We start from the raw sequence: 23499 nt of genomic DNA, 5'->3' as shown, positions 1-23499 counted from the left end.
TCTCCCTTATCATATTTTTTTAGCGGCAACTGTCATTTCCCGGGAAATAATGACAAAGGCCTTGTCAACAATTTCCGACAGCCGGTCATATCTTTTGTGCAAATACAGATAACCCACTAATGCTTCAAAGCCGGTCGCATAGCGATATTCGGCAATGGAAGCGCTTTTGGGAACCGTGGATTTGGCATTGCGTCCCCGGCGTAAAATGGCGGCTTCCTCACCGGAAAGTTCAGCTTCCAGAACTTTAATGGCTTTGGACTGCATAACGGCGGAAACCATCCTGGCATCAAATGTATGAAGTACCCTTACCTTGTTTTGCTCATAGCCAAGCAGCCGGGTTCTCACATACAACGTAAAATAGGCATCGCCGATATAGGCCAATACCAAAGCAGGCAACCGTTCAACCGGGACATCAGTATATTTAGCCGGAGAAAGTTCTCCGGCTTCATCCATGGAAAAAAAATTATTTACCAATGTTTGAAAGTGGTCAAAGTTCACTTTTTCTTCCACCTTACGCCCTGCGGCGAGTCTTCAAGTACTATGCCGGCTGCCGCCAGTTTATCACGAATTTGGTCGGCGGTAGCCCAGTCTTTCTTCTGACGGGCTTCCTGCCTGATTGCAATAATAATGTTCATTAATTCATTTACCAGTTCGGTATTGCCATCCGCTGCCTGGGCCGCACTGTCAAGTGATATTCCCAGAATGTCCGCCAGTTTTCCGTACACGCCGCTAACATGATCCAGCGCTGTGGCATCAAGCCCGGTTTTGCCGCCAGTCACTTTGCTGTGATAAATATTTATCTCCTTAGCCAGGCCAAACAAACTGCTGATAGCCAGCGCGGTATTAAAGTCGTCATCCATAGCCGCTTCAAACTCAGTAACGGCCGTATCGGCCGCCGCTGACAGGGCCTGTGAATCTTCATTAGTATCGCTTGCCGGGAAAGTCTCCAAATGCTTCAGGTTGACTTGCGCCGTCTTTAATCTCTCCAAACTGCGCCCGGCCTCCTGCAGACGTTCATCGTTAAAATCCAGCGGGCTGCGATAATGGGTTGACAGAATAAAGAAGCGAAGCACCTCAGGCCGGAAGTGTTCCAGAATATCAACCACCAGAAAGAAGTTGCCGAGAGATTTGCTCATTTTTTCTTCATTAACCGTTATAAAACCGTTATGGAGCCAATAACGGACAAATGGCTCGATCCCGGTGAAAGCTTCCGACTGGGCAATTTCGTTTTCGTGGTGGGGAAATACCAGGTCACTCCCGCCTCCATGGAAATCAAAGCTCTTACCCAGATACTTATTAGACATCACCGAACATTCAATATGCCAGCCCGGCCGGCCCGGTCCCCAGGGGCTATCCCAGGAGGGCTCACCCGGTTTGGCGCTTTTCCACAATGCAAAATCCATGGGGTGCTGCTTGCGCTCATCCACATCCACCCGCGCCCCGGCTTTCATATCTTCCAGACTCCGTCCACTTAATTTCCCATAACTGCTAAATTTTTCGACACTATAATATACATCCCCGTCTACCTCATAGGCGAAGCCTTTGTCAATCAGTGTCCGGACCATAGCCACAATATCGGGGATATGGTCAGAAACCTTAGGATACACATGAGCCCGGCGGATATTGAGTTTATCCATAACTTCGAAATAAGAGCCGATATAGCGGTTGGCAATGACATCCCAGGTAACCTGCTCTGTTTTTGCCGTATTAATAATTTTATCATCCACATCCGTAAAGTTTTGGACATGATACACTTCATATCCTGAATATTCAAGGTAACGGCGGATAACGTCCCAGGTAATAAACGGACGGGCATTGCCAATATGCGGATGATTGTAGGGAGTAACACCACAAACATACATTTTGACTTTACCTGGCGTTAGTGGCACAAATTCTTCTTTTTGCTTGGTCAGGGTATTATACACCTTAAGACTCATGCTGTTTCAGCTCCTTTTCCAACTGTGTGATTCTTCCTTCCATTCTCTGCATGTTACGTTGCATACAAAGCAGCATCTCAGCCACAGGGTCGGGTAAATCTCCATGCTCAAGGTCGATCCCCTCTGCCTCATCGTCAATACGTCCTACCTTTTTCCCTTCATGCCAGACAATTTTCCCCGGAATGCCTACAACGGTTGAGTTGGGCGGTACTTCCCTCAAGACCACCGAGCCGGCGCCGATCTTTGAATTATCCCCGACAGTAAATGATCCCAGCACTTTAGCGCCACTGGCGACAACCACATTATTGCCGATAGTAGGATGGCGTTTGCCTTTTTCTTTGCCGGTACCGCCTAAAGTTACTCCCTGATATAGTGTGACATTGTTACCAATAATACAGGTCTCACCAATGACCACGCCGGTAGCGTGGTCTATAAACAAACCTTCACCGATTGTTGCTCCCGGATGAATATCAACGCCGGTCAGCACGCGATTAAAATAACAAATAAGGCGTGGCACAAGCACCCAGCCGCGTTTAAACAGATAGTGGGAAATGCGGTGCAGCCAAATGGCATGCAAACCAGGGTAACACAACAATACTTCTAGCACACTTTTAGCTGCCGGGTCACGCTCAAATACCACTCGTACATCCTTCTTTATCCGAGTAAACATAGTATTCCCTCCCCAGTTTAAATTAGAACAGTAAAAAGCCACCCTCTCTGTACAGAGACGGGTGGCCCGCGGTTCCACTCTGCTTGGGTATCGCTACCCCTGCTCTCACTGATAACGGCAGCTTCCGGGCCGGCTTACTGCTACTTCAGCCAACCTGCTACCAGGTGCATTTCGGCATTACCTTGCCCAGCACCGCTTACAGCCGACGGCGGCGCCTCTCTGAGGGGGTAAATGCGTACTTATCCTGGATTATAGCATTTCCGAGTATGCTAATCGGTTTTTATGTATAAATTATACTAATAGTGGCTTGAACATGTCAAGAAACATTCAGCATTGACTTAAATCTTGGCAAGCAGTCCGTTCATTCTTGCCAGGGTGCGTTCTTTACCAATAAGCGGCACAAGATTAATAAGTTCAGGGCCATGCATTTTGCCGGTGACAGCAATTCGCACTGGCATATATACCTTTTTTCCGCCCAGCTTCAATTCCTTGGTAATTCCCTTTAATATAGCCTGTACAGCCGGCGGTTCCACAGTCTCAAGCGCGGCCAGTCTGGTTTTAAAGGCTTCCATAACCTGAGGAATGTCGGCATCCTTCATAATTTCATGGGCCTCTTCGCTCTCAAATTCAATGTTATCATTAAAGAAAACATCAATATGCTCGGTTATTTGGGCAGCATAGCTGATGTAACCCTGCAGTTCGCCCACCACCTTCACCAGCCATTCCTTTTGACCGGCAGTCAGTTCTTCCCCAACATAACCTGCAGCTTTCAGATGCGGCAAGGCCAGTTCGGTGACAAGCTCAGGGCTGGCCTGCTTGATGTAATGGGCATTAATATAATTCAGCTTGTCAATATCAAACACCGCCGGGTTCTTGGCGACACGGTCCATAGAAAACTGTTCAATCAGTTCCGCCGGGCTGAAGATTTCCTGTTCGCCCGGAGGGGCCCAGCCTAAAAGCGCCAGGAAGTTTACAATACCTTCCGGCAAGTACCCCAGATTTTTATATTGTTCAACCGAAGTAGCGCCGTGGCGTTTGCTCATCTTGCTGCGGTCTTTGCCTAAAATTAGCGATATATGGCCAAATTGTGGTAAAGAAAGATTGAGAGCCTGATAAAGCAAAATCTGGCGCGGTGTATTTGACAAGTGTTCCTCGGCCCGGATGACATGCGATATTTGCATAAGGGCATCATCCAGAACAACTGCGTAATTATATACGGGAATACCATCTGATTTCACAATAACAAAGTCGCCAACACCATTGGAGTCAAAGCTTACGGTATCCCGTACCATATCTTTAAAAACAATCTGTTGGTTATCAGGTACGCGAAAGCGAACGGTAGATTTGCGACCCTCGGCGATAAACCGGTCGCGGTCTGCCTGGCTTAATTCGCGACAACGCCCGGTGTAATGAGGGTTTTCCCCTTTGTTCATCTGCTCCTGACGTTCGGCATCCAGTTCCTCTTCGCTGCAATAGCAATGGTAGGCTTGTCCGCTGGCCAGCAGTTTCTCGGTATACTGCCGGTAAATATCCAGGCGTTCCGTTTGCCGGTATGGTCCATAATCCCCGCCTACATCAATGCCCTCGTCCCAGTCAATTCCCAGCCAGCGCAGGGAAGCTTTAATGTTCTCCTCCGATTCTTTGGTTGATCGCTCCAAATCAGTATCCTCAATCCTAAGAATCAGCTTACCGCCCACTTTACGGGCCAACAGCCAGTTAAAGAGCGCCGAGCGCGCTCCGCCGATATGAAATGGCCCTGTTGGGCTGGGCGCAAACCGCACCCTAAGTTCTTGTTGCATATCTATGTGCTCCTTCCACGTACCCTTGCAATAATCCTCTGGTTTTATGCCAATCATTGTATATTTTAGCAGATTCTGCGTCAGCTTGCAAAACAAACCGGTAAAGAAAACACGACCTGCACCGAGTTTTTGCGAAAGTGCAAGCCGATGTTGCCTTATCCGGCAGAGTTTTTTCTGTCAGGTAAAAAAAGCACTGCTATTTTACAAGCAGCGCTCTACCTGGTTTACTCTACTTTGACGACAAACATACCGTAGACAATGTCAGGAATGACAAAGGTTGTATTAGTTCCGCTGAATCCACCCGTTACCGGCTTGGCGCCGTCCGCAAGCAGAGCCACCCGCCAAATTAGTTTGTCATTGAGCCATAACTCACTCGAAGTAACACCATCCTGCCGCAGGAGATTTATATTAAAGCTAAAATCAGCTGCAAAGGCAGAGGACGGATAGAGGATAACAGTCATCGCCAAGGCAAGAGCAATAATTAGTTTATTAAGCCGGCTTTGCATAATAATCCCTCCAGACAGAAGATATTAACTATTCATAATATGTCTGTTTAAAAGGCTTTTATGCATTGTCAATAACAGCATCAAACCTGAGTATTGAAGATTGTTGCCGTGGCATAAGCGGCAATGCCTTGTCCCTGTCCGGCAAAACCTAACCCTTCTGTTGTTGTTGCCTTTATGTTGACTTGGTTGCTATTCAGGCCAAGTATTTCAGCAATATTTTGGTTCATCCGCATTATGTACGGAGCTAGTTTAGGCCGCTGAGCAACAATGGTTGCATCTATATTATTAATAGCATAGCCATGAGCCGCTAAAATATTGCCCACTTCTGCCAGTAATTTCAAACTGGATATACCTTTATACCGGTCGTCGGAATCTGGAAAATGCCGGCCAATATCCCCCAGGGCAGCCGCCCCCAGAAGTGCATCCTTAATAGCATGCAACAACACATCGGCGTCAGAATGGCCGTCAAGCCCCTGATCGTAAGGAATATCTACCCCGCCCAAAATCAACTTGCGTTCAGCTACCAAGCGGTGCACATCATAGCCAATGCCCGAGCGAATCATTTGCCTTCCCTCCAGTTTCTTAGTAAGCAGCGCCTCAGCAAAAGCCAAGTCTTCCGGTGTAGTGATTTTGAGGTTCTCATAACTGCCGGGAACAATCTTAACTTTTGCACCTACTCTTTCCACCAAGGCAGCATCATCGGTGCCCAGATATCCGTCCTGCACCGCATGCTCGTAGGCAGTTATCAGCAGCCTGGCCTCAAACGCCTGCGGCGTCTGTACTGCCCATAAGCTGCGGCGGTCAGGTGTACCTGTCACTTGCCTGTTGTCATCGGCGGACTTAATGGTGTCTTTCACCGGAACGGCTACAATGGCCGCCCGGTATTCTCCGGCAGCAGCAACAGCCTGATTGAAAAGTTCCGGCTGAGCCAGGGGGCGGGCCCCGTCATGCACAACAATAATCTTTGCATCTGGCGGAACCGCTTTAAGCGCGTTGGCAATAGAATGCTGTCTTTCACTGCCGCCTGGTACAACCTGCCAAGGCACCGTTACCTGCATCGCCGTCAGCATTGCGGCTACTGTCTCAGATTCTTCGGCGGCTGCTGTTACAATCAGGCTTGTTACCGCCGCTGCGGCACAAACCGCTTTTATGGTATGAGCCAGCACGGTTTTATCGCCGAGCGGCAAAAAAACTTTATTAACAGTGCCGCCCATTCGCTTCCCCTGTCCGGCAGCCGCAATAATAACACAGATCACTACAATTATTCTCCTTCCATCTGCCAAATGCCAAACTCTGTAAGCATAAAGAAAACACGGCTTTCGCCGAGCTTTTAGCGAAAGCGTAAAGGATAAGTTTCTTATACTAAAAGAAACTTATCCTTTCATTCAGTATAAAAAGCCCTCAAGCCGAAAAGGCCTGAAGGCATATGGGTTCCAGTATTACATCATTGCTTTGGGTTTGGCAAAAATCATCCGGCCGGCAGCGGTCTGCAGTACTGATGTAACCAAAACACCCACGGTTTCACCAATATGTTTTTTACCACCATCGACGACAATCATAGTACCATCATCCAGATAGGCTACACCCTGTCCCATCTCTTTGCCATCCTTTACAACATGCACTACCATCTCTTCCCCTGGCAGTACCACCGGTTTAACGGCATTGGACAGTTCGTTGATGTTGAGAACTGAAACCCCCTGAAGTTCGGCCACTTTATTAAGATTATAGTCATTTGTTATTACTTTGGCCTTTAACAGTTGTCCCAATTTGATGAGTTTTGAATCCACTTCAGAAATATCATCAAAATCCCGGGTATCAATTTCAACGTTAAGTGCGAGTTCTTTTTGCATACGGTTTAAAATATCCAGACCGCGTCGTCCCCGGTTGCGTTTCAAAAGATCTGACGAGTCGGCGATATGCTGCAGTTCTTCCAGAACAAAGATAGGAATAATCAGCAAACCTTCGATAAAACCGCTCTTGCAAATATCCGCGATACGGCCGTCAATAATAACACTGGTATCGAGTATTTTGGCCTGACATGCCGATTCGCCTTTATCTTTGGAGCGGTCTTTTCCCTCACGGTTAAGCCAGGGCAATGTCGGCATATTAGAAAACATATTGAAAAGCTCTTCGCGTTTTCTAATGGCCACATTAATTCCCAGATACCCGAGGATAACACTTAGTAACAGCGGGACATATTTGCCGACAATTGGAATAGGCAAAAAAGCAGACCCGAGCAAATTAGAAATTATTAGTCCAGTGGCTAACCCCAATACACCTGCTAACACATCATATCCAGGCATCTTGTTTAAGCGTAACTCCAGCCAGTAAGTAAAGTTCCACAAATGTTTCAGAAGAAAGGGTGCTACTAAAAAGCCAATGGCTCCTCCAACCAAACCGCCGAAAACAAACGAGAGAATAGTGGTCATGGTAACACCAAATACACCAATTTTCAAAAACTCTTCACTTACCACAGTAGCCAATAACGGGATAATCCTATCCGTTATCATGAGTCCGCCAACTGCTGCCAGCACGGTAATAATTATTCTAAGTGTTCTGTCGATCATGGCCTCAACCTCCTTTCTGCAAAGATATGTTAATCCAAAAAGTGGAAATACATCTGTATTATACCCTGTTTTGAATAAAAAAATACGTCCAGATGAAAAAGCATCTAGGCTGTATCGATTTTTAGTATAGCACATAGCTTGATCTTTTGTCAAAATTTTATATTGTAGCATGTATAATTAAGCCTTGTCAATAATCATCCTCTAAATTGCATTAAGGGTTTTCTGCACAGATACATTGACACCAGGGAGAGCAGTTTATATAATAAAGGCAAAGTGAGGTGTACCTAATATGCAGGATAACAATAAATGTTGCTCAGACTTTCAGTCTGCTGTAGATGAATACCTAATCCGCCACCGCAGTGTACTTGATATTTTAACGAAACATCAGGAGGCAGCCGCCCGGGTAAACAGGGCTATTGCCAAAGCGGTTACCGGCTGTGGTTGTATTCAGGTCTCGGCCGCCCGTCAGTCTGTCCCGGAAACTGCCTCCTATAGTGAACTTAAGGATCATATGTCCTCACACCTTGTAGGCGAGCCTTGCCCGCAATGTCAGGAAGTAATCGCCAAGGAACTGGGTCACAGCATGTTCTACTTAGCCGCCTTGTGTAATCTCACAGGCCTTTCGCTGCACCAGGTCATGCAACAAGAATATAAAAACGTCAAAACTTTAGGTTTCTATCATCTTTCCTAACTCTATTTACACAGTCGGTACTTACCAGGCTGTTTTTTTTTGCCCTCAGCACCTTATTACATAATCATTTTCCCTGTGGGAATGATAGTGGTAAAGGGGGATACACATGCACTATTTGTTTCGGTTCATACTCAATTTGTTGATATTCATAAGTCTTGGCAGTCCTTTCGCTATGGCCGCGCCTGACTCAGAGGTGCCAGGCGGGAGTGAATTAGAATCCGGGTACATGACAGTTGTTGATGACCAGGGCTCCGTCATTTTTCAAACAGGCCATGAGGTTCACCCCGGTGATGAGTATATCAGCGAAACTGACATATTGTACGAGATTACGTCTGTGGAAGGAACCCTGGCACGCTGCCGGGCTATGGAGAAAGTTTCCGGACAAGCACCCGCAGATGCCGTTTTTGTGCAGGCGGCGCCAGCTGACGCCCCAAAGCCCAGAATAGCAATTTACCACTCTCACACTGATGAATCTTATATCCCTAATGATGGAGTACCAACGCAAAAGGGCAGAGGCTCAATTATGCTTGTCGGCGACGCTTTCGCGAAAAGATTGACTGAACTCGGGTATGATGTCAGTCATTCCAAGGCGCTGCATGACCCGCATGATGCCAATGCGTATCATCGTTCCCGCCGCACGGCAATGAAACTCTTAAGGGAACAACCTATTGCTATCTTTGATATTCATCGCGACAGCGCCCCGCTTAAAGTGTACAGCACAACCATCAATGGAGAAAACGTCGCCAAGCTTCTGCTGGTCGTAGGACGGCAGAATCAGAACCGCCAGACTACCATGGACTATGCCAGAAGTATAAAATCAGCGACAGACGCTAAGTACAGAGGTCTAATCCGCGGAATTTTTATCGCCCACGGCAACTACAACCAGGATCTAAGTCCCCGGTCATTGCTAGTAGAAGTAGGAACCCAGTATAACAGCCGTGAAGCGGCTGAACGCAGCATCACGCTATTCGCCGATGTCGTCCCCTCTTTCTTAGGATCGCCCGGCGGTAATAACGGAGTGGCGGAAGCCAATCAGGCAGGTACCTATACGGAAACAGGCGATAATAATACCGGCGGAGGCAGTACGCAGTACACGCCAACCGATCTTGCTCCCGGTTATGATATAATGGGAATCGTGTTGGCGGTCGTTGTGGGCGCAATTGCATTTTTATTTCTCAGTACCGGCAGTTGGCAGGAAGCCAGAAAGAAGCTCAAACGTTTTTTCCGCTATGAGTTTGCTAATTTTTTAGGCTCGCGCCGCAAGCGTAAGGAATAGGAGGCGCTCAGTTTGCAAAAAGGACGCTTGGTCAAACTGATTGGCATCCTAGCCCTGATAACTGTTATTGCTGCCGGAGTCATTCATTATGTTCCGCTAAACTTGTTTACAGTCCAGCAAAAGCCTGAGCAACCTCCGCAGAAAGTTTATGATTATTATATTATTCGCGATGAAAGCACCAACGAGATTCTGATGTATGTGCCGATTGTTGTCAGTATCGATGATGAACTGATCAGTGAGTCCAACAAACGGTACAAAATAGTAAAAATAGAAGAAAACCAGGCATACGCCCGGTTTGTTGAAGACCTGAATTTAAAAGTTATGGAAAAATGACGGTAGAAAGTAGCTAATCAGAGATGGCGGTCTAAGAGTGCTTGTTCCCGTATTCTCTTTAGGCCGTCTTTTATTGTTTTTGCCCGTACCTCGCCAATGCCCTCGACTTCATCGAGTTCGGCCAAACTGGCGTTGTAGATACGGTGCAACGTCTTAAAATGAGCTACCAGTTTTTCGCCTACCAATAGCGGCAGCCGGGAAATCTGTCTAAGTATCCGGTAACCGCGCGGGACAACCGGAATATCCATTGCGTTAGGACTGACGCCATAGCCAAGAAGGCGGCAAATCGTAAACGCTTCCAGATTTTCCTCAGGCAGGGCGGCAATTTGTTCCCTCACGGCTTCATATTCTTTAAAGTCGCTGGTGTTGCAATAATCTTTAACCAACTGGGCGGCGGCATCAGCATCGGAGATAAGTTCTTCCATCTGCATGCTGACAAGCCGTCCTTCTGTTCCCAGTTCTATCGTGTTACGTTTTATTTCCATGGCAATGCGATTGACTTGTTCAGCCCGGATCAGCACAAGAGCCACATCGTATAGCGTAGCCAAATCTTCAAATTCCAGAGCACTTAGATTGGTAAGCCCCTTATCAAGCACATTTTTATATTTTTCCAAAGTCTGAAGAGCCTGATTAGCCCGGTTAAGGATTACCGGAATATCTTTTAGGGTATACCGCAAGTGTCCGAGATAGACTGTAATCACATTACGCCGCTGGGAGATTGCAACCACTAAAGAGCCGGTCTGTTTTGCGGCTCGTTCGGCAGTACGGTGCCGCGTACCGGTCTCGGCAGTTGTTATCCCCGGATCAGGCATCAACTGGGCGTTTGCGCACAAAATCCGTTTACCATCATTGGATAGGACAATAGCGCCATCCATCTTAGCTAATTCATAAAAACCCGCCGGTGAGAACTCGGAGTTCAGTTCAAAGCCCCCATCAACGATCGCAAGCGCCGCCGGGCTATCGCCCACTAATACCAACGCCCCCATCTTGGCCCTAAGCACATTCTCCAGGCCGTCGCGCAGCGGGGTACCCGGCGCCAGTGTTTTTATCGTTTTCACGAAGCGCGCATCCCATAACTTTTCAGTGCGCTCTTCCTTATTCTTAATCATAAAAATACCGCCTCCATGGCCTCGCTGACACTAGCTGCGCCAATAATATCAAGACCTGCCGACCGAACCATTTTAAGGCCGGGAACATTGCCGGCAGGAATTACAAAACGTTTGAACCCCAGTGCCGCCGCTTCGGCAATTCTGGCTTCCGCCCGGCTTATCATCCGTACCTCGCCGGTTAGTCCCACTTCTCCCATAACTACCGTCCGGGCATCAACAGCCATACTTCTGAAGCTGGAGGCAATGGCTAATGCAACCGGTAAGTCGGCGGCCGGCTCGGCGATCTTAAATCCGCCCACAGCATTAACATATGCGTCCTGATTTGCCAACATGAGTCCGACCCGCTTTTCCAATACCGCCATGAGAAGAATTAGGCGGTTATAGTCAAAACCGGCAGCCATTCTGCGCGGCATACCAAAACAGGTAGCAGTCACCAACGCCTGTATTTCTATCAACAACGGGCGAACGCCTTCCATATAGGCCAGCACCACTGAACCAGGCGCACCCTGGGGACGCTCTGCCAATAGCAGTCCCGACGGATTGGCGACCTCAGCTAACCCGTGTTCTTCCATGGAAAAGATGCCACTCTCATTTGTTGAGCCAAAACGGTTCTTAATAGCTCTTAATACCCGGAAGGCAAAGCTGTTCTCCCCCTCAAAATACAAGACAACATCAACCATATGTTCTAATAAACGCGGACCGGCAATATTGCCATCCTTGGTAACATGACCAATGATGGCTGTGGGAATACCACTTTCCTTAGAAAAACGCATAAGCTTGCCTGTACATTCCCGCACCTGTCCGACACTTCCCGGTGCTGAAGGGACTTCCGGACTATACATTGTCTGAATAGAATCAATAATAACTAAAGCTGGTTTATGCTGCAACGCTTCCAAAAGGATAGTCTCAAGGTTATTTTCTGTAAAAACAAGTAAATTATTACTTATTTTCCCCAGTCGTTCCGCTCTAATTTTTATTTGCGCCGCAGATTCTTCACCCGATATGTATAAGACAGGCCCCTGGGCAGCAGCGATGCCTGTCGCCACCTGCAAAAGCAATGTGGACTTGCCGATTCCGGGATCCCCGCCAATTAAAACCAAAGCCCCCGGCACTATTCCGCCGCCAAGAACCCTGTCAAACTCACTTACACCGGTTAAAATTCGCGGCATGGCGGATGTATCCACCATACTAATGGGTTTGGGCTTAGCTCCAGGCGCTGAAATCAGGCGAGTCTCAGTCTTTTTAACGGCCACTTCTTCCGACATGGTATTCCATTCACCACAACCGGGGCACCGTCCCAGCCATTTACTCGATTCCGAGCCACATTCCTGACAAACAAATTTAGTCTTAGTTTTGGACAAGTTATTTCTCCTTCATATACATCCCAAAATCAAAAAGTTTTTAAGACGGGGCTTAGTAAATGGTAGATTAAGCGCCCGCAGCAAAGCATACTTAAGCCTGACAATAATCTTAGATATTAAGCGAAAAAAGCACTCATTTGAGTGCTTTTTCGCGTTTTCGGAGCAAATATCCTGCTAATTACACCTTTTTCGCGAATTTTAATTTACCATTTTCATCCGCATCCACTACCACAGTATCGCCGCCGGTGACTGACTGCTTTATAATCATCTCAGAGACTTCGTCTTCAATCATTTTTTGAATAGCCCGGCGCAGTGGACGGGCGCCGAAAGCATGGTCGCGGCCCTCCTTCAGTAATTCCTGCTTTGCTGTTTCGGTTAACTCAAGGTCAAAGTTAGCCTGGCTAAGCCGTTTAGTCACATCTTTAAGCATAATATCCACGATTTGCTTGAGATCGTCATCGGTCAGGCTGCTAAAGACGATAATTTCATCAATTCTGTTCAAAAACTCCGGCCTAAATACTTTCTTTACTTCGTCCAATACCCGGTTCTTCGCGACTTCGCCCTCGTTCGACTTAGACCGCTCTTCCGATAAGAAGCCCATAGCAGCATTTTCTCTTTTGAGATGCTGTGACCCCACATTAGAGGTCATAATGATAACTGTATTTTTAAAGTCAACTGTCCGTCCCTGGCTATCAGTCAGACGACCGTCTTCCAAAACTTGCAGCAGCATATTAAATACGTCATAGTGAGCTTTTTCGATTTCGTCCAGAAGAATAACCGAATAGGGTTTGCGCCGGATAGCGTCTGTTAACTGGCCGCCTTCTTCATAGCCGACATAGCCGGGAGGTGCACCTACAAGCCGGGATACCGTGTGCTTTTCCATGTATTCAGACATATCCAGGCGAATCATGGCCGTTTCATCGCCAAACAGGGCCTCGGCCAAAGCGCGTGACAGTTCGGTCTTCCCTACACCTGTCGGCCCCAGGAACAGGAAGGAACCAATCGGCCGTTTGGGATCTTTAAGACCGGCGCGAGCGCGGCGTACAGCCCGGGCAACAGCCTGAACCGCCTGATGCTGTCCCACTACCCGGTTATGCAGAATTTCCTCCAGTTTTAACAGTCGTTCAGACTCTTCTTCAGCCAATTTCTTGACAGGGATACGTGTCCAGGTGGACACAACATGAGCGATATCCTCGCCAGTAACCACAATACGCTCATTGCCGCGATGCTTCCAGGCCTTTTGCCTGGCATCCAATTCCGCCCGGATTTGCTGCTCCATATCACGCAGACTGGCAGCCCGCTCAAACTCCTGCGCCGCAATCGCCGCTTCTTTCTCTGTACGTGCCTGTTCTAACCGTTGCTCAATTTCTTTAACGTCAGGCGGAATAGAGAACGCCTGCAAACGGACCCGCGACGCAGCCTCATCCATCAGATCAATCGCCTTGTCCGGTAAAAAACGATCCGAGATATAGCGGTGGGACAGTCTGACAGCCGCGTCAATGGCTTCATCGGTGATCTGTGCCCGGTGAAAAGCCTCGTACTTATCCCTGATTCCTTTTAATATATCAATAGCATCTTCCACACTGGGTTCACCAACGGTAATTGGCTGGAAACGCCGCTCCAGGGCAGCATCTTTTTCTATATGCTTTTTATATTCATTCAGAGTTGTTGCACCGATAACCTGCAGCTCGCCCCTGGCTAACGAAGGCTTGAGGATATTGGCGGCATCAATCGCCCCTTCCGCCGCACCAGCCCCGATAAGGGTGTGCAGTTCATCGATAAAGAGTATTACATTGCCGGCTTCCCTGATTTCGTCCATGACCTTCTTCAGCCGTTCTTCAAACTCACCACGATACTTGGTTCCAGCCACCATGGAGGCCATGTTGAGGGAAACAACCCGTTTATTGCGCAGGATTTCCGGCACCTGTCCCTCAATAATCCGTTTGGCCAGCCCCTCAGCTATGGCAGTTTTACCAACACCGGGTTCACCGATAAGTACCGGGTTATTCTTAGTTCTCCTTAGCAGAATCTGAATCACTCGTTCGATCTCACCGGCACGTCCGATCACAGGATCAATTTTTCCTTCCTGCGACATTTTGTTGAGATCACGGCCAAACTCATCCGTAAGAGGTGTTAAAGAGCCCTGGGACTGCTGTGCTCCCGGCGCTTTGGGCTGTGGCGTTTGTCCCGACATGGAGTGACCGCCGAGCATCTCAATTACCCGCTGCCGCATTAAATTGATATCAACACCCATACCTGTCAGCACCTGCGCCGCAATGCCTTCTCCCTCACGAATGAGTCCCAGCAGAATATGTTCTGTACCTACATAGCTATGCCCCAGGCGCAAAGCCTCTTCCATTGCCAATTCAATTACTTTTTTAGCGCGTGGTGTATAGCCGATATCGCTGGACTGCTCCTGTCCCATGCCTAAAATACTTTCCACGTGGGCTCTTACCGAGGATATATCTAACTCTAAGGAGGCAAGCGCCTTGGCAGCCACTCCTTCCCCCTCACGCAATAGTCCTAAAAGCAAATGCTCGGTACCTATATAACCATGTCCATAGCGGGCAGCTTCCTGCTGCGCCAGTATTAGTACTTTTCGAGCTCTGTCTGTAAATCTGTTAAACATTAGTACTTGCCTCCTTTGTGGCTTCAAATTGGTGTTACATTACGTTTTTTGTAGAGTTGCCCGAACGAGCTTGGCCCGCATTTTATCACTTTCGGATTGACTCATTCCCACATCCCCGGCTAAATGCTGGAGAAAATTTGGCCGGGTTGTTATAAGCAGCTTAGTAAAAATATCAGGCGGTGTTTCATCAATTACACCAAGGTCTACTCCCAGCCGCACTTCGCTTAAAAGCGCTAAGGACTCCTGCGCAGATATACTGTGAGCATAGCGAAGCACGCCATAGGCCCGCCAAACCCGGTCAAACAGAGCATCCGGAGAATCATTGATTAAGAGCCTTCTGGCCATACGTTCTTTATCAACAACCTGCTTGACGACACTCGTTAAATTGCTGATAATATCTTGCTCATTCCGGCCCAAAGTAACCTGATTGGAAATTTGAAAAATATTGCCGGCGGCCTCGGTGCCTTCGCCGTATAAGCCGCGCACCGTCAGCCCCAACTGGGTGGCAATAGCCACAATTCTCCCCATCTGCTTAGTCAAGGACAAAGCCGGTAAATGAACCATAACAGACGCCCTGAGCCCGGTCCCGATGTTAGTCGGGCATGATGTCAGGTACCCCATATTTTCCATGAAGGCAACGTCATGCTTGGCTTCAATGATATCATCAACTGCATTTGCTTTCTCGAGGGCATCGTTAAGATTAAGGCCGGCTTCCAAACATTGCAGGCGTAAATGGTCTTCCTCGTTAATCATAATACTGACACTGACGTCGTCGCGTACAATAAGCGCCCGGTTCTCAGGCTCAGCAACATGATTAGGACTTATTATATGTTTTTCGACAAGTACATATCTTGCCAGCGGTAACAGTTGGTCCAATTCAACAAAGGCATATTCATGACCGTCTTCGGCCTGCAGATCGTAAGGCACCTCTTTTAGTTCTGCGGTTATCTCCCCAAGCTGTGCTGCCGAGGCACGTCCGGGAAAGGGCAGACACCTTAGATTACGTGCCAGGCGTATCCGGCTGGAAAGTACGATTTCACCCTCCGGCCCGGAACCGCTTAGCCATGGCGTCAGCGGTTGATCAATCAGCTTCTCCACTAAGTTCGCCATCAGGCATTCCTCCTCTCCCTTACTCCTGTTTGGCATCTTGTTCGGCAAGGTGCTTTTCCAGGGCCTTTATCTCATCTCTGAGTTTAGCCGCCTGCTCATATTCTTCACAAAGGACATGCTGCTCCAACTCATGGCGCAGCTTTTTAATGCGCTGTTGTACACTATATCTGACACCACCGCGTTTAGGTACCTTGCCGGTATGCAAAACAGTACCATGCATACGCTTTATAAGCGGCTCCAACTGGCCGCCGAATGCCTGATAGCAGGCACTGCAGCCGAATTTTCCACTCCGGCTGAATTCACTGTAACTCAGACCGCATTCGGGGCAGACGGACTCAAGTGTTTTTTGGTTATTGTCGGCTACTGTATAATTAAACATTTCTTTCAGAAAATCATGAACCGAAAACTTACTGCCTAATACACTGCTAATACCCTTACCGATAATTTCGCCCGATTTTTGTGCACATTGCTCGCACAAGTGTTTTTCAATCTTCTGCTGATTAATTATTTTAGTAATATGCACACAAGCCGGTTCTTTTTGACACTCATCACACAGCATATTATTTGCCTCCGTACTCATCGTCATTCGGATTGGCCAGAGTCATCAAGAGTGATTGCAAAAGCGGCATGCGCTCTTTCGGTGCCAACCGCTCATAAAGATAAGAAAAGCATTTGTGAATTAGCGCCGCTTCCCGGCTGGTCATAAGATTATGACTTCTTAGCCGCGTAATAATTGCCTGAGCCTCATCCAAACGCAAATCTTCGTCAATCTGCTTGGCTGCATCCTGGAAAACAATGGTCTGCACCGGGATGCGGGCAATTCGTACAAAGCCTCCCAACCCACGCCGCGACTCTACGATAAAACCGCGTTCCACTGTAAACCGTGTGCTCAATACATAGCTGATTTGCGACGGCGCGCAGTCTAACTCTTCGGCCATCTCGTTACGGCGTAATATGATAATCTCGTCCTGCTGCCGCGATATTTGCTGCAAGATCCATTTCTCGATTGCATCGGCTAAATTGTTCAAATCCCCACCTCCCAACTTATAAATTGACTTTTGTTGACCTTTTGACCTTATTGTATTTTAAAATTTTTCCCAGTGCAATGTTATAATATCGGCAAAAACAGCCTTTTAAACTAAACTATAACGATTATTGCCAAATATCTTGTCTGTTATAACTATTTCTCGGGCAGACTTATTCAACCACCTGTAAGACCAGGAACTTGAGATAATTGGTTTCCGGAGCAGCCGGGAGAATGGGATGATCCTTGGCCTGTGTACGGTATTCGACTTCCCGAATCACGCGCTTAGCATCGCGGGCTGCGTCGACAACAACGGCTTTAAATAACTCGCGGTCCATGTGGTATGAGCAGGAGCATGTCACCAAAAAGCCACCCGGGCGCGTTAATTTCAGACCCCGCAGGTTGATTTCCTTGTAGCCCCGGGCAGCCCCCTCGATGCTGCTACGGCTTTTGGTAAAGGCCGGGGGATCAAGAATAACAACATCATACTGGCGATGTTCTTCGGTTAATAACCGGAGAGCATCAAAAGCATTGGCTACTTCAAACCGGCAGCGGTCACTGACCCCGTTAAGTGCAGCATTTTTTTGGGCCAGAGCAATCGCCTCTTCAGAGATGTCAATAGAATGCAGGCTCTTAGCTCCATAGAGTGCGCTATGGACGGCAAATGACCCGGTATGACAAAAGCAGTCTAGTACTTCCGCGTTTTTCACAATTGGCTCTAAAAAGCGCCTGTTTTCCCGCTGATCATAGAAAAAGCCCGTCTTTTGCCCTTTCTCGACATCTGCATAGAACGGGATACCATTCTCATGAACCAATATTTCCGTGGCAAAGTTACCTTTTAGATAGCCTTTACGCATATCAAGACCTTCCAATTTCCGCACAGGTACATCATTACGCTCATAAATTCCTGCCGGATTGAATAATTCTTCTAAAACGGACACAATGGTATCTTTGTGAACATCTATCCCCAGCGCCAATGTCTGGATTACCATATACTCGCCAAATTTATCAACAATAAGAGCTGGTAAAAAATCGGCCTCGCCATAAACCAAACGACAGTATTCCGGCTCACTCAGAAAGGTCTGGCGGTACTTCCAGGCAGTCTCAATGCGGCGCTTAAAGAAATCCCGGTTAATAGGCTCCTGCTGGCGTGACAGTATCCGGACAATGATTTGTGAGCGGGGATTAATATAGCCCCGGCCTATAAAGCGTTGCCTGAAGTTATATACATCAACAATATCACCTGGCATAAATTCACCGTCAATATAATCCAATTCACTTTGATAGACCCAGGGATGGCCATTTTCCACCCGGTGCTGAGCCCCTTTACGCAAAAATATTTTTGTATTAGCTTCCATCATTATCTCCTCTTTTCCTCAATTGTTGCCGTTTTTTCCACCATTCAAAAATCATATAGGCAGCTGCAGCCGTCATAGCTACAGCGTTAACCTGTCCAAATTCCCTAAACCAGTGATCGTGCTCCCAGTACGATACCGGACTCTCGACCGTACTGTACGAGAGGGGATACAGATAGAAATTTGAATAGGCGCCATGTGTAAGCGCATCTATAAAAAGATGTGTGCCCCAGCCGATGACAAAAGACTGCAGTCTTCTAATTTGGGGCAAAAAGCTAAGTAATAAGGCTGAAAACCATACCGGCACCGAATGGCCAATTAAGTCTATTTTTACTACCCAGGGAAAAGTGGCAACAAGACTCATCAGCATTCCTGGAGTTAATTGGCTAAGTTCGGGTATCGTCACATGGCCTTTAACCAATAGCGTGAGTAGTAAAACTATGTAAATATAATCCGGCAGCATGGAACCTATGACAAATTGCCAAACCTTCGGATGATGCCTGGTAAGGAAATATAGCCAAAAGCCGTGGTGGAGAGTATACATGTTACCTCCTTATCTACAATCAATTATTATATCAATAGTTTGCTTCCACCACTGCGACAGTATGTAGAAAGGCAGCGCCCACAAGCGCTGCCTGACCAGTTTATCCTGCGACAATCCGCTCACAAAGTCTCCCGCCTCTGCAAATATGGGAGCTAAGAGCGGATAATCCCTAAATAAGGGTTAGTTATATCCTTGCCAAAACTCGGTTAGCAAATTCGCGTCCAAACTCAAAGCATTTATTGAGTTCCTCATTATCGGGAACCCACTTCAGGGAAAGTCCTGGCTGATCAACAGCTATTCCCGCCCCCTTAAGCATATCCTCAATCGCATTCTGAGAACCACCGCCCCAGCCATAGGCGCCGAAAGACGCTCCTATCTTGCCGGCGGGCCTAAGACCTTTAAGATATGTCGTGAGTGCGCCGACAGTTGGTAACATACCGTTGTTCAGGGTTGATGACCCAATCAATATACCACCAGCCTCAAGAATATCGCGGACCACCTCACTCCGGTCAGCAGTTGACATTTTATACAACTTACCGGTAACACCGGCAGCGGCAACGCCGTCAAGAATCTGGCGGGCCATACGTTCTGTGCCGCCCCACATGCTGTCATAGGCAATAATAACCTTATTTACCGCTTTACCCTGTCCCCAGTCCTGATATTTGGCCACAATTTCGGCAATATGCGAGCGCCAGACAATACCGTGGCTGGGAGCAATAAGCCTTACCGGCAGAGTTTTGAGCTTATCTACAGTCTTAACTACATTTTTACCAAAAGGCATTAAAATATTGGCATAGTATTTTTCAGCTTCGTACATGACTTCACTGAGGTCATTTTCATCATCAAAACGCTTGGTTGTTGAAACGTGTTGGCCAAAGGCATCGTTGGAAAATAGAATCTGTTCCCCGGTCAAATAACTTAGCATAGAATCCGGCCAATGCAGCATAGGTACAGGTACAAAGTGGAGTTTGTTGCGGCCAAGATCAAGTGTGTCGCCTTCTTTGACTACCTGGAAATCATAATTTTGCTGATAATGCTTGATAATACCGTTACGTCCATGTTCGGTCAATAATACTTTCGCCTGGGGCGCATGAGCCTTAATTATCGGCAATGCACTGGAATGATCGGGCTCAATATGATTGGTGATGATATAGTCAATTTTGCCGGGGTCAATAATCTGACTAATCCGATCCAGCAGTTCCTGGGCAAACGGTGCCTTAACGGTATCAATCAGGCAAACCTTTTCGTCGACAACTAGGTATGAATTATAAGTTACCCCGCGCGGAGTTGTATACCCGTGGAAATCCCGGAGGTTCCAGTCAACAGCTCCTACATAATACACACCTTCAGCTAACCGTACATTATTCATGCACTTCACTCCCTTATATGTAAAATTCTCCTCTATCCCTTAATCGAGTATTTTGGGCGCTCCAGCCAGTATCTGACAGGATTCTTTTATAATATCCCCGATAATAGTCGCTGCAGGTTCAATTTTTTTCAAGGGCAACAGACTTTGACCGGCCAGTACAGCCCCATTGTCTACATCTCCCTCAATAGCAGCCAGGCGGTTGGTGCCGGTTGCAAGCTGATCCAGTTCCTGCTGGGAGGCTGAGCGGCGTTCCAACGCCAGATATTTATCAGTAAAGGTGTTTTTTAGGCTGCGAACGCCGTGTCCGGATAACAGGCCTGTAACAACACTATCAGTATCTTCCGCATGAATCAGTTTTTCTTTAACATTAGGATGCACACTGCATTCTTCCGCAAGTAGGAATCTGGTACCCATTTGCACACCGGCCGCGCCCATAACCAGAGCCGCCGCCAGTCCACGTCCGTCCGCAAAACCACCCCCGACAATTACGGGAATTTGCACAGCCGGAATCACTTGCGTCATCAAAGCCATAGTTGTGATCACGCCGATATGACCACCGGCCTCCATTCCCTCGATGACAATAGCATCTGCCCCACTGGCTTCCACCCGCTTCGCAAGCTTGACATTAGGCACAACCGGTATTTTTTTCACTCCGGCTTTTGTCAACCTCTCAAAGAAGGGAATAGGATTACCGGCTCCCAAAGTAACAAACGCCGGCTTTTCCTCACATATAACCGCTATAATATCTTCTTTATTATCTGCCATTAATTGCACATTAACCCCAAAGGGTTTATCAGTAAGCTTTTTGGCCAAACGAATGTGATCCCTGACAAAAGCGGCATCACGCCCGCCGGCAGCAATGATTCCTGCACCACCGGCTTCTGAAACGGCAGCAGCTAATTTTCCGTCAGAAATCCAGGCCATGCCACCTTGGATTATGGGATAAGCAATAGCAAGCAGTTTCGTAAGTTGAGTATTCATATCTATCTCCTTCCGTTCGCCAATACTTTATTTTCTTCACTACTGGTCCAAATAATTCCTGCAAAAAAACCTGCTGCACAAAAATATGAAAGCTGAAATTATATGGGGTTCAAAATTTTTATGCAGTTTTCCGAAAATATATAAAATAACTCTTTACAATATGGTTCAATATAACTATAATGATAATCTGTATAAATCTAATCTCTAACAAAAAATAGAGACTTTTTCCGGGTTTTTTTTGTGGATAATTATCCTGCAATTAACCCTCCCGGAAGCTCCTCCCGCAATTGGGACGGGATGGGGAAAAGAGAAGGACAGTTACTCTTTCAATGGGGTTAAAACCCCACCGGAAGCTAAGTCTACTTTATACAGAATGGCCTGTTTGAGGCTAATATCACTTTATTTACTATTACGGGGGCGATATATTGTGAAACCCATCGGCAGACACCTGACCGTCGACATGTATGGCTGCAGCTTTGATAATCTGAATAACCTCGAATTTATTAAAATGGCTATGCTTGCCGCTATTGACGAAGTGAGTTTAACATTGCTAAGTGCAAACTATCACAAGTTTGAGCCCCACGGCCTCGCAGCTTTAATACTACTGGCCGAAAGCCATATGACTATTCGGACCTATCCTGAGCTTGGCTATGCCGCCTTTGATATCTTTACCTCGGACGACCTCAGTCGTCCGGAAAGGATACTGGCGGTACTGAAACGCTTTCTCAAGCCTGAGAAAACGAAAACTACGAATATCATGCGCGGTGACTTTGGATCACAAAAGGACATGAAGCCACGCATTCGGGTCAGCATTGCCCCTTTGCGCCGCGTTCGCAACACAAGTGCTAAGGTTTGGAGTTTTCTGCGCAAAAAATAGCCTGATAGGCAACCGGTAGGATATTCTGCTGGTTGCTTTTTTTAGAAATTAAATAAAAATTTGGCTAAAGTATTGACAAAAATCAAGAAATGGATAATAATAATCCATAGATAATAATAATGTATTGTAATTTAAGGAGGAAGATTAAATGAGTAACACTGACAAAAACTTAGCTGCCGCTTTTGCCGGCGAATCCCAAGCCAACCGCAAATACTTGGCCTTTGCCAAACAGGCGGATGCAGAAGGTCATGCACAGACCGCAAAACTTTTCCGGGCAGCTGCTGAAGCTGAAACAATTCATGCACATACCCATCTAAAAACAATGGGCGGAATTAAATCCACGGCTGAAAATCTTAAGACTGCTGTTGAGGGTGAAACATACGAATTCGAGTCCATGTATCCTGATTTTATCAAAGCAGCACAGGAAGAAAACAATACGGCTGCTGTCCGTACCTTTACTTTGGCCAATGAAGCGGAAAAGGTGCACGCAGAGCTTTATAAAAAGGCGCTGACCAACCTCGGTAACGGTGAATCCTATGACTATTATCTCTGTAGTGTCTGTGGACATATTGCCGAAAAAGAAGCTCCTGAGAAATGTCCTATCTGTGGCGCCAAATCCCAAGCCTATAAAAATGTTGGCTAATAGATATATCCTATAATAAGAAGTCTGACCGCGAGGTCAGACTTCTTTTATATAGTTTTCATTATCTATCGTTCCTTTGGCATGTATGCCAAAAAACACTCATTTTCATGAGTGTTTTCGTAACCAGCAGCTTCCTAATCTCCCGGGCCGTTTCCAGTCAAGTACCTTCGGCGTTTGTCAGCGTTCTGGTCACTCACCTTTTCTATATCCATTACTTATTCACTTCGTATGTACTAGGTGCATCTTCGGGTCCTTAACTACTGTGCTCAGTATGGGAACAGGTGGATTCCGGATTCGCTCTTTTGTCATTATGACAAAAAACACTCATTTTTTATGAGTGTTTTCGTAACCAGCAGCTTCCTAATCTCCCGGGCCGTTTCCAGCCAAGTACCTTCGGCGTTTGTCAGCGTTCTGGTCACTCACCTTTTCTATATCCATTACTTATTCACTTCGTATGTACTAGGTGCATCTTCGGGTCCTTAACTACTGTGCTCAGTATGGGAACAGGTGGATTCCGGATTCGCTCTTTTGTCATTATGACAAAAAACACTCATTTTTTATGAGTGTTTTCGTAACCAGCAGCTTCCTAATCTCCCGGGCCGTTTCCAGCCAAGTACCTTCGGCGTTTGTGGGCTTAACTACTGTGTTCGGTATGGGAACAGGTGGAACCCCACAGCTATCGTCACTGGATATTAAATTAGGTGATCATCTCAAAAGA

Annotated in this window: 22 protein-coding genes, 1 rRNA gene and 1 other annotated feature; of the genes, 5 read left to right on the top strand and 18 right to left on the bottom strand. The window is 47.1% G+C overall.

Annotation, left to right across the window (positions count from 1 at the left end):
* Positions 1-9: 9 nt before the first annotated feature.
* The 7 genes from SATMO3_RS01910 to SATMO3_RS01880 all read right to left on the bottom strand — a co-directional run bounded on the left by SATMO3_RS01910 (position 10) and on the right by SATMO3_RS01880 (position 7479).
* Positions 10-498: a Mini-ribonuclease 3 gene (locus SATMO3_RS01910; protein WP_371376723.1), complete on the bottom strand. Its 489-nt coding sequence runs from the start codon at positions 496-498 to the stop codon at positions 10-12.
* Positions 495-1937, bottom strand: a complete 1443-nt coding sequence (gene cysS, locus SATMO3_RS01905) for a cysteine--tRNA ligase (RefSeq protein ID WP_371376720.1) — start codon at positions 1935-1937, stop codon at positions 495-497. The genes SATMO3_RS01910 and cysS overlap by 4 nt, the downstream gene beginning before the upstream one ends.
* Positions 1927-2607: a serine O-acetyltransferase gene (gene cysE, locus SATMO3_RS01900; RefSeq protein WP_371376717.1), complete on the bottom strand. Its 681-nt coding sequence runs from the start codon at positions 2605-2607 to the stop codon at positions 1927-1929. Before cysE ends, cysS begins: the two co-directional genes overlap by 11 nt.
* A gap of 50 nt (positions 2608-2657) precedes the next feature.
* Positions 2658-2869: a binding site (T-box leader), on the bottom strand.
* Between the two features lie 76 nt (positions 2870-2945).
* Positions 2946-4406 carry a glutamate--tRNA ligase gene (gene gltX, locus SATMO3_RS01895; protein WP_371376714.1) on the bottom strand — a complete coding sequence of 487 codons (1461 nt, stop codon included), beginning with the start codon at positions 4404-4406 and terminating at the stop codon, positions 2946-2948.
* Positions 4407-4630: 224 nt separating this feature from the next.
* Positions 4631-4912: a hypothetical protein gene (locus SATMO3_RS01890; RefSeq protein ID WP_371376710.1), complete on the bottom strand. Its 282-nt coding sequence runs from the start codon at positions 4910-4912 to the stop codon at positions 4631-4633.
* Between the two features lie 80 nt (positions 4913-4992).
* The gene (gene ispD / locus SATMO3_RS01885; RefSeq protein WP_371376707.1) at positions 4993-6168 is read right to left on the bottom strand and encodes a 2-C-methyl-D-erythritol 4-phosphate cytidylyltransferase; all 1176 of its coding nucleotides are present in this window, start codon (positions 6166-6168) and stop codon (positions 4993-4995) included.
* Positions 6169-6351: 183 nt separating this feature from the next.
* A complete protein-coding gene (locus SATMO3_RS01880) occupies positions 6352-7479 on the bottom strand; it encodes a PIN/TRAM domain-containing protein (protein ID WP_371376705.1) in 1128 nt (375 codons plus the stop codon).
* 289 nt (positions 7480-7768) lie between these two features.
* Here SATMO3_RS01880 and SATMO3_RS01875 point away from each other — a divergent pair, with 289 nt between their 5' ends.
* The 3 genes from SATMO3_RS01875 to SATMO3_RS01865 all read left to right on the top strand — a co-directional run bounded on the left by SATMO3_RS01875 (position 7769) and on the right by SATMO3_RS01865 (position 9779).
* The gene (locus tag SATMO3_RS01875) at positions 7769-8170 is read left to right on the top strand and encodes a DUF1573 domain-containing protein (RefSeq protein WP_371376703.1); all 402 of its coding nucleotides are present in this window, start codon (positions 7769-7771) and stop codon (positions 8168-8170) included.
* 106 nt (positions 8171-8276) lie between these two features.
* Positions 8277-9446 (top strand): stage II sporulation protein P, encoded by a 1170-nt coding sequence (spoIIP, locus tag SATMO3_RS01870; protein ID WP_371376701.1) that lies wholly within the window; start codon positions 8277-8279, stop codon positions 9444-9446.
* 12 nt (positions 9447-9458) lie between these two features.
* Positions 9459-9779: a stage II sporulation protein P gene (locus SATMO3_RS01865; RefSeq protein ID WP_371376698.1), complete on the top strand. Its 321-nt coding sequence runs from the start codon at positions 9459-9461 to the stop codon at positions 9777-9779.
* Between the two features lie 17 nt (positions 9780-9796).
* Here SATMO3_RS01865 and disA read toward each other — a convergent pair whose 3' ends face one another.
* The 10 genes from disA to SATMO3_RS01815 all read right to left on the bottom strand — a co-directional run bounded on the left by disA (position 9797) and on the right by SATMO3_RS01815 (position 21261).
* Positions 9797-10888, bottom strand: a complete 1092-nt coding sequence (disA, locus tag SATMO3_RS01860; protein WP_371376695.1) for a DNA integrity scanning diadenylate cyclase DisA — start codon at positions 10886-10888, stop codon at positions 9797-9799.
* Entirely contained in the window at positions 10885-12249 is a 1365-nt protein-coding gene (radA, locus tag SATMO3_RS01855) for a DNA repair protein RadA (RefSeq protein ID WP_371376692.1), read from the bottom strand. Before radA ends, disA begins: the two co-directional genes overlap by 4 nt.
* 178 nt (positions 12250-12427) lie before the next feature.
* Positions 12428-14878, bottom strand: a complete 2451-nt coding sequence (locus SATMO3_RS01850) for an ATP-dependent Clp protease ATP-binding subunit (RefSeq protein ID WP_371376689.1) — start codon at positions 14876-14878, stop codon at positions 12428-12430.
* A gap of 39 nt (positions 14879-14917) precedes the next feature.
* Positions 14918-15988, bottom strand: a complete 1071-nt coding sequence (locus SATMO3_RS01845; RefSeq protein WP_371376686.1) for a protein arginine kinase — start codon at positions 15986-15988, stop codon at positions 14918-14920.
* A 19-nt stretch (positions 15989-16007) separates the two neighbouring features.
* Entirely contained in the window at positions 16008-16547 is a 540-nt protein-coding gene (locus SATMO3_RS01840; protein WP_371376684.1) for a UvrB/UvrC motif-containing protein, read from the bottom strand.
* 1 nt (position 16548) lies between these two features.
* Positions 16549-17016 (bottom strand): CtsR family transcriptional regulator, encoded by a 468-nt coding sequence (locus SATMO3_RS01835; protein ID WP_371376681.1) that lies wholly within the window; start codon positions 17014-17016, stop codon positions 16549-16551.
* A 169-nt stretch (positions 17017-17185) separates the two neighbouring features.
* A complete protein-coding gene (locus tag SATMO3_RS01830) occupies positions 17186-18373 on the bottom strand; it encodes a class I SAM-dependent rRNA methyltransferase (RefSeq protein ID WP_371376678.1) in 1188 nt (395 codons plus the stop codon).
* Positions 18360-18911, bottom strand: a complete 552-nt coding sequence (locus tag SATMO3_RS01825; RefSeq protein ID WP_371376675.1) for a DUF4184 family protein — start codon at positions 18909-18911, stop codon at positions 18360-18362. The genes SATMO3_RS01830 and SATMO3_RS01825 overlap by 14 nt, the downstream gene beginning before the upstream one ends.
* Positions 18912-19095: 184 nt before the next feature.
* Entirely contained in the window at positions 19096-20280 is a 1185-nt protein-coding gene (locus SATMO3_RS01820) for an FprA family A-type flavoprotein (protein WP_371376673.1), read from the bottom strand.
* Positions 20281-20319: 39 nt separating this feature from the next.
* Complete coding sequence (locus SATMO3_RS01815; RefSeq protein ID WP_371376671.1) at positions 20320-21261, bottom strand: nitronate monooxygenase; 942 nt, start codon at positions 21259-21261, stop codon at positions 20320-20322.
* 427 nt (positions 21262-21688) lie between these two features.
* Between SATMO3_RS01815 and speD the strand changes: the two genes are divergently transcribed.
* Positions 21689-22138 carry an adenosylmethionine decarboxylase gene (speD, locus tag SATMO3_RS01810; RefSeq protein ID WP_371376669.1) on the top strand — a complete coding sequence of 150 codons (450 nt, stop codon included), beginning with the start codon at positions 21689-21691 and terminating at the stop codon, positions 22136-22138.
* A gap of 148 nt (positions 22139-22286) precedes the next feature.
* Positions 22287-22781, top strand: coding sequence for a rubrerythrin family protein (locus SATMO3_RS01805; protein WP_371376666.1), 495 nt, complete (start codon positions 22287-22289; stop codon positions 22779-22781).
* Positions 22782-23354: 573 nt separating this feature from the next.
* On the opposite strand, the gene rrf is transcribed toward SATMO3_RS01805, so the two are convergent.
* Positions 23355-23471 (bottom strand): 5S ribosomal RNA (gene rrf / locus SATMO3_RS01800).
* Between the last annotated feature and the right edge of the window lie 28 nt (positions 23472-23499).

It is taken from the genome of Sporomusa aerivorans (genome assembly GCF_041428895.1).
Lineage (GTDB): Bacteria > Bacillota > Negativicutes > Sporomusales > Sporomusaceae > Sporomusa > Sporomusa aerivorans.
This window is presented reverse-complemented; position numbering and strand designations above follow the sequence as displayed.

Coding starts and splice junctions, on each gene's coding strand:
- cysS (WP_371376720.1), bottom strand. CDS start 1,937: ATGAGTCTTAAGGTGTATAATACCCTGACCAAGCAAAAAGAAGAATTT.
- cysE (WP_371376717.1), bottom strand. CDS start 2,607: ATGTTTACTCGGATAAAGAAGGATGTACGAGTGGTATTTGAGCGTGAC.
- gltX (WP_371376714.1), bottom strand. CDS start 4,406: ATGCAACAAGAACTTAGGGTGCGGTTTGCGCCCAGCCCAACAGGGCCA.
- SATMO3_RS01890 (WP_371376710.1), bottom strand. CDS start 4,912: ATGCAAAGCCGGCTTAATAAACTAATTATTGCTCTTGCCTTGGCGATG.
- SATMO3_RS01880 (WP_371376705.1), bottom strand. CDS start 7,479: ATGATCGACAGAACACTTAGAATAATTATTACCGTGCTGGCAGCAGTT.
- SATMO3_RS01875 (WP_371376703.1), top strand. CDS start 7,769: ATGCAGGATAACAATAAATGTTGCTCAGACTTTCAGTCTGCTGTAGAT.
- spoIIP (WP_371376701.1), top strand. CDS start 8,277: ATGCACTATTTGTTTCGGTTCATACTCAATTTGTTGATATTCATAAGT.
- disA (WP_371376695.1), bottom strand. CDS start 10,888: ATGATTAAGAATAAGGAAGAGCGCACTGAAAAGTTATGGGATGCGCGC.
- SATMO3_RS01850 (WP_371376689.1), bottom strand. CDS start 14,878: ATGTTTAACAGATTTACAGACAGAGCTCGAAAAGTACTAATACTGGCG.
- SATMO3_RS01845 (WP_371376686.1), bottom strand. CDS start 15,988: ATGGCGAACTTAGTGGAGAAGCTGATTGATCAACCGCTGACGCCATGG.
- SATMO3_RS01840 (WP_371376684.1), bottom strand. CDS start 16,547: ATGCTGTGTGATGAGTGTCAAAAAGAACCGGCTTGTGTGCATATTACT.
- SATMO3_RS01830 (WP_371376678.1), bottom strand. CDS start 18,373: ATGATGGAAGCTAATACAAAAATATTTTTGCGTAAAGGGGCTCAGCAC.
- SATMO3_RS01825 (WP_371376675.1), bottom strand. CDS start 18,911: ATGTATACTCTCCACCACGGCTTTTGGCTATATTTCCTTACCAGGCAT.
- SATMO3_RS01820 (WP_371376673.1), bottom strand. CDS start 20,280: ATGAATAATGTACGGTTAGCTGAAGGTGTGTATTATGTAGGAGCTGTT.
- SATMO3_RS01815 (WP_371376671.1), bottom strand. CDS start 21,261: ATGAATACTCAACTTACGAAACTGCTTGCTATTGCTTATCCCATAATC.
- SATMO3_RS01805 (WP_371376666.1), top strand. CDS start 22,287: ATGAGTAACACTGACAAAAACTTAGCTGCCGCTTTTGCCGGCGAATCC.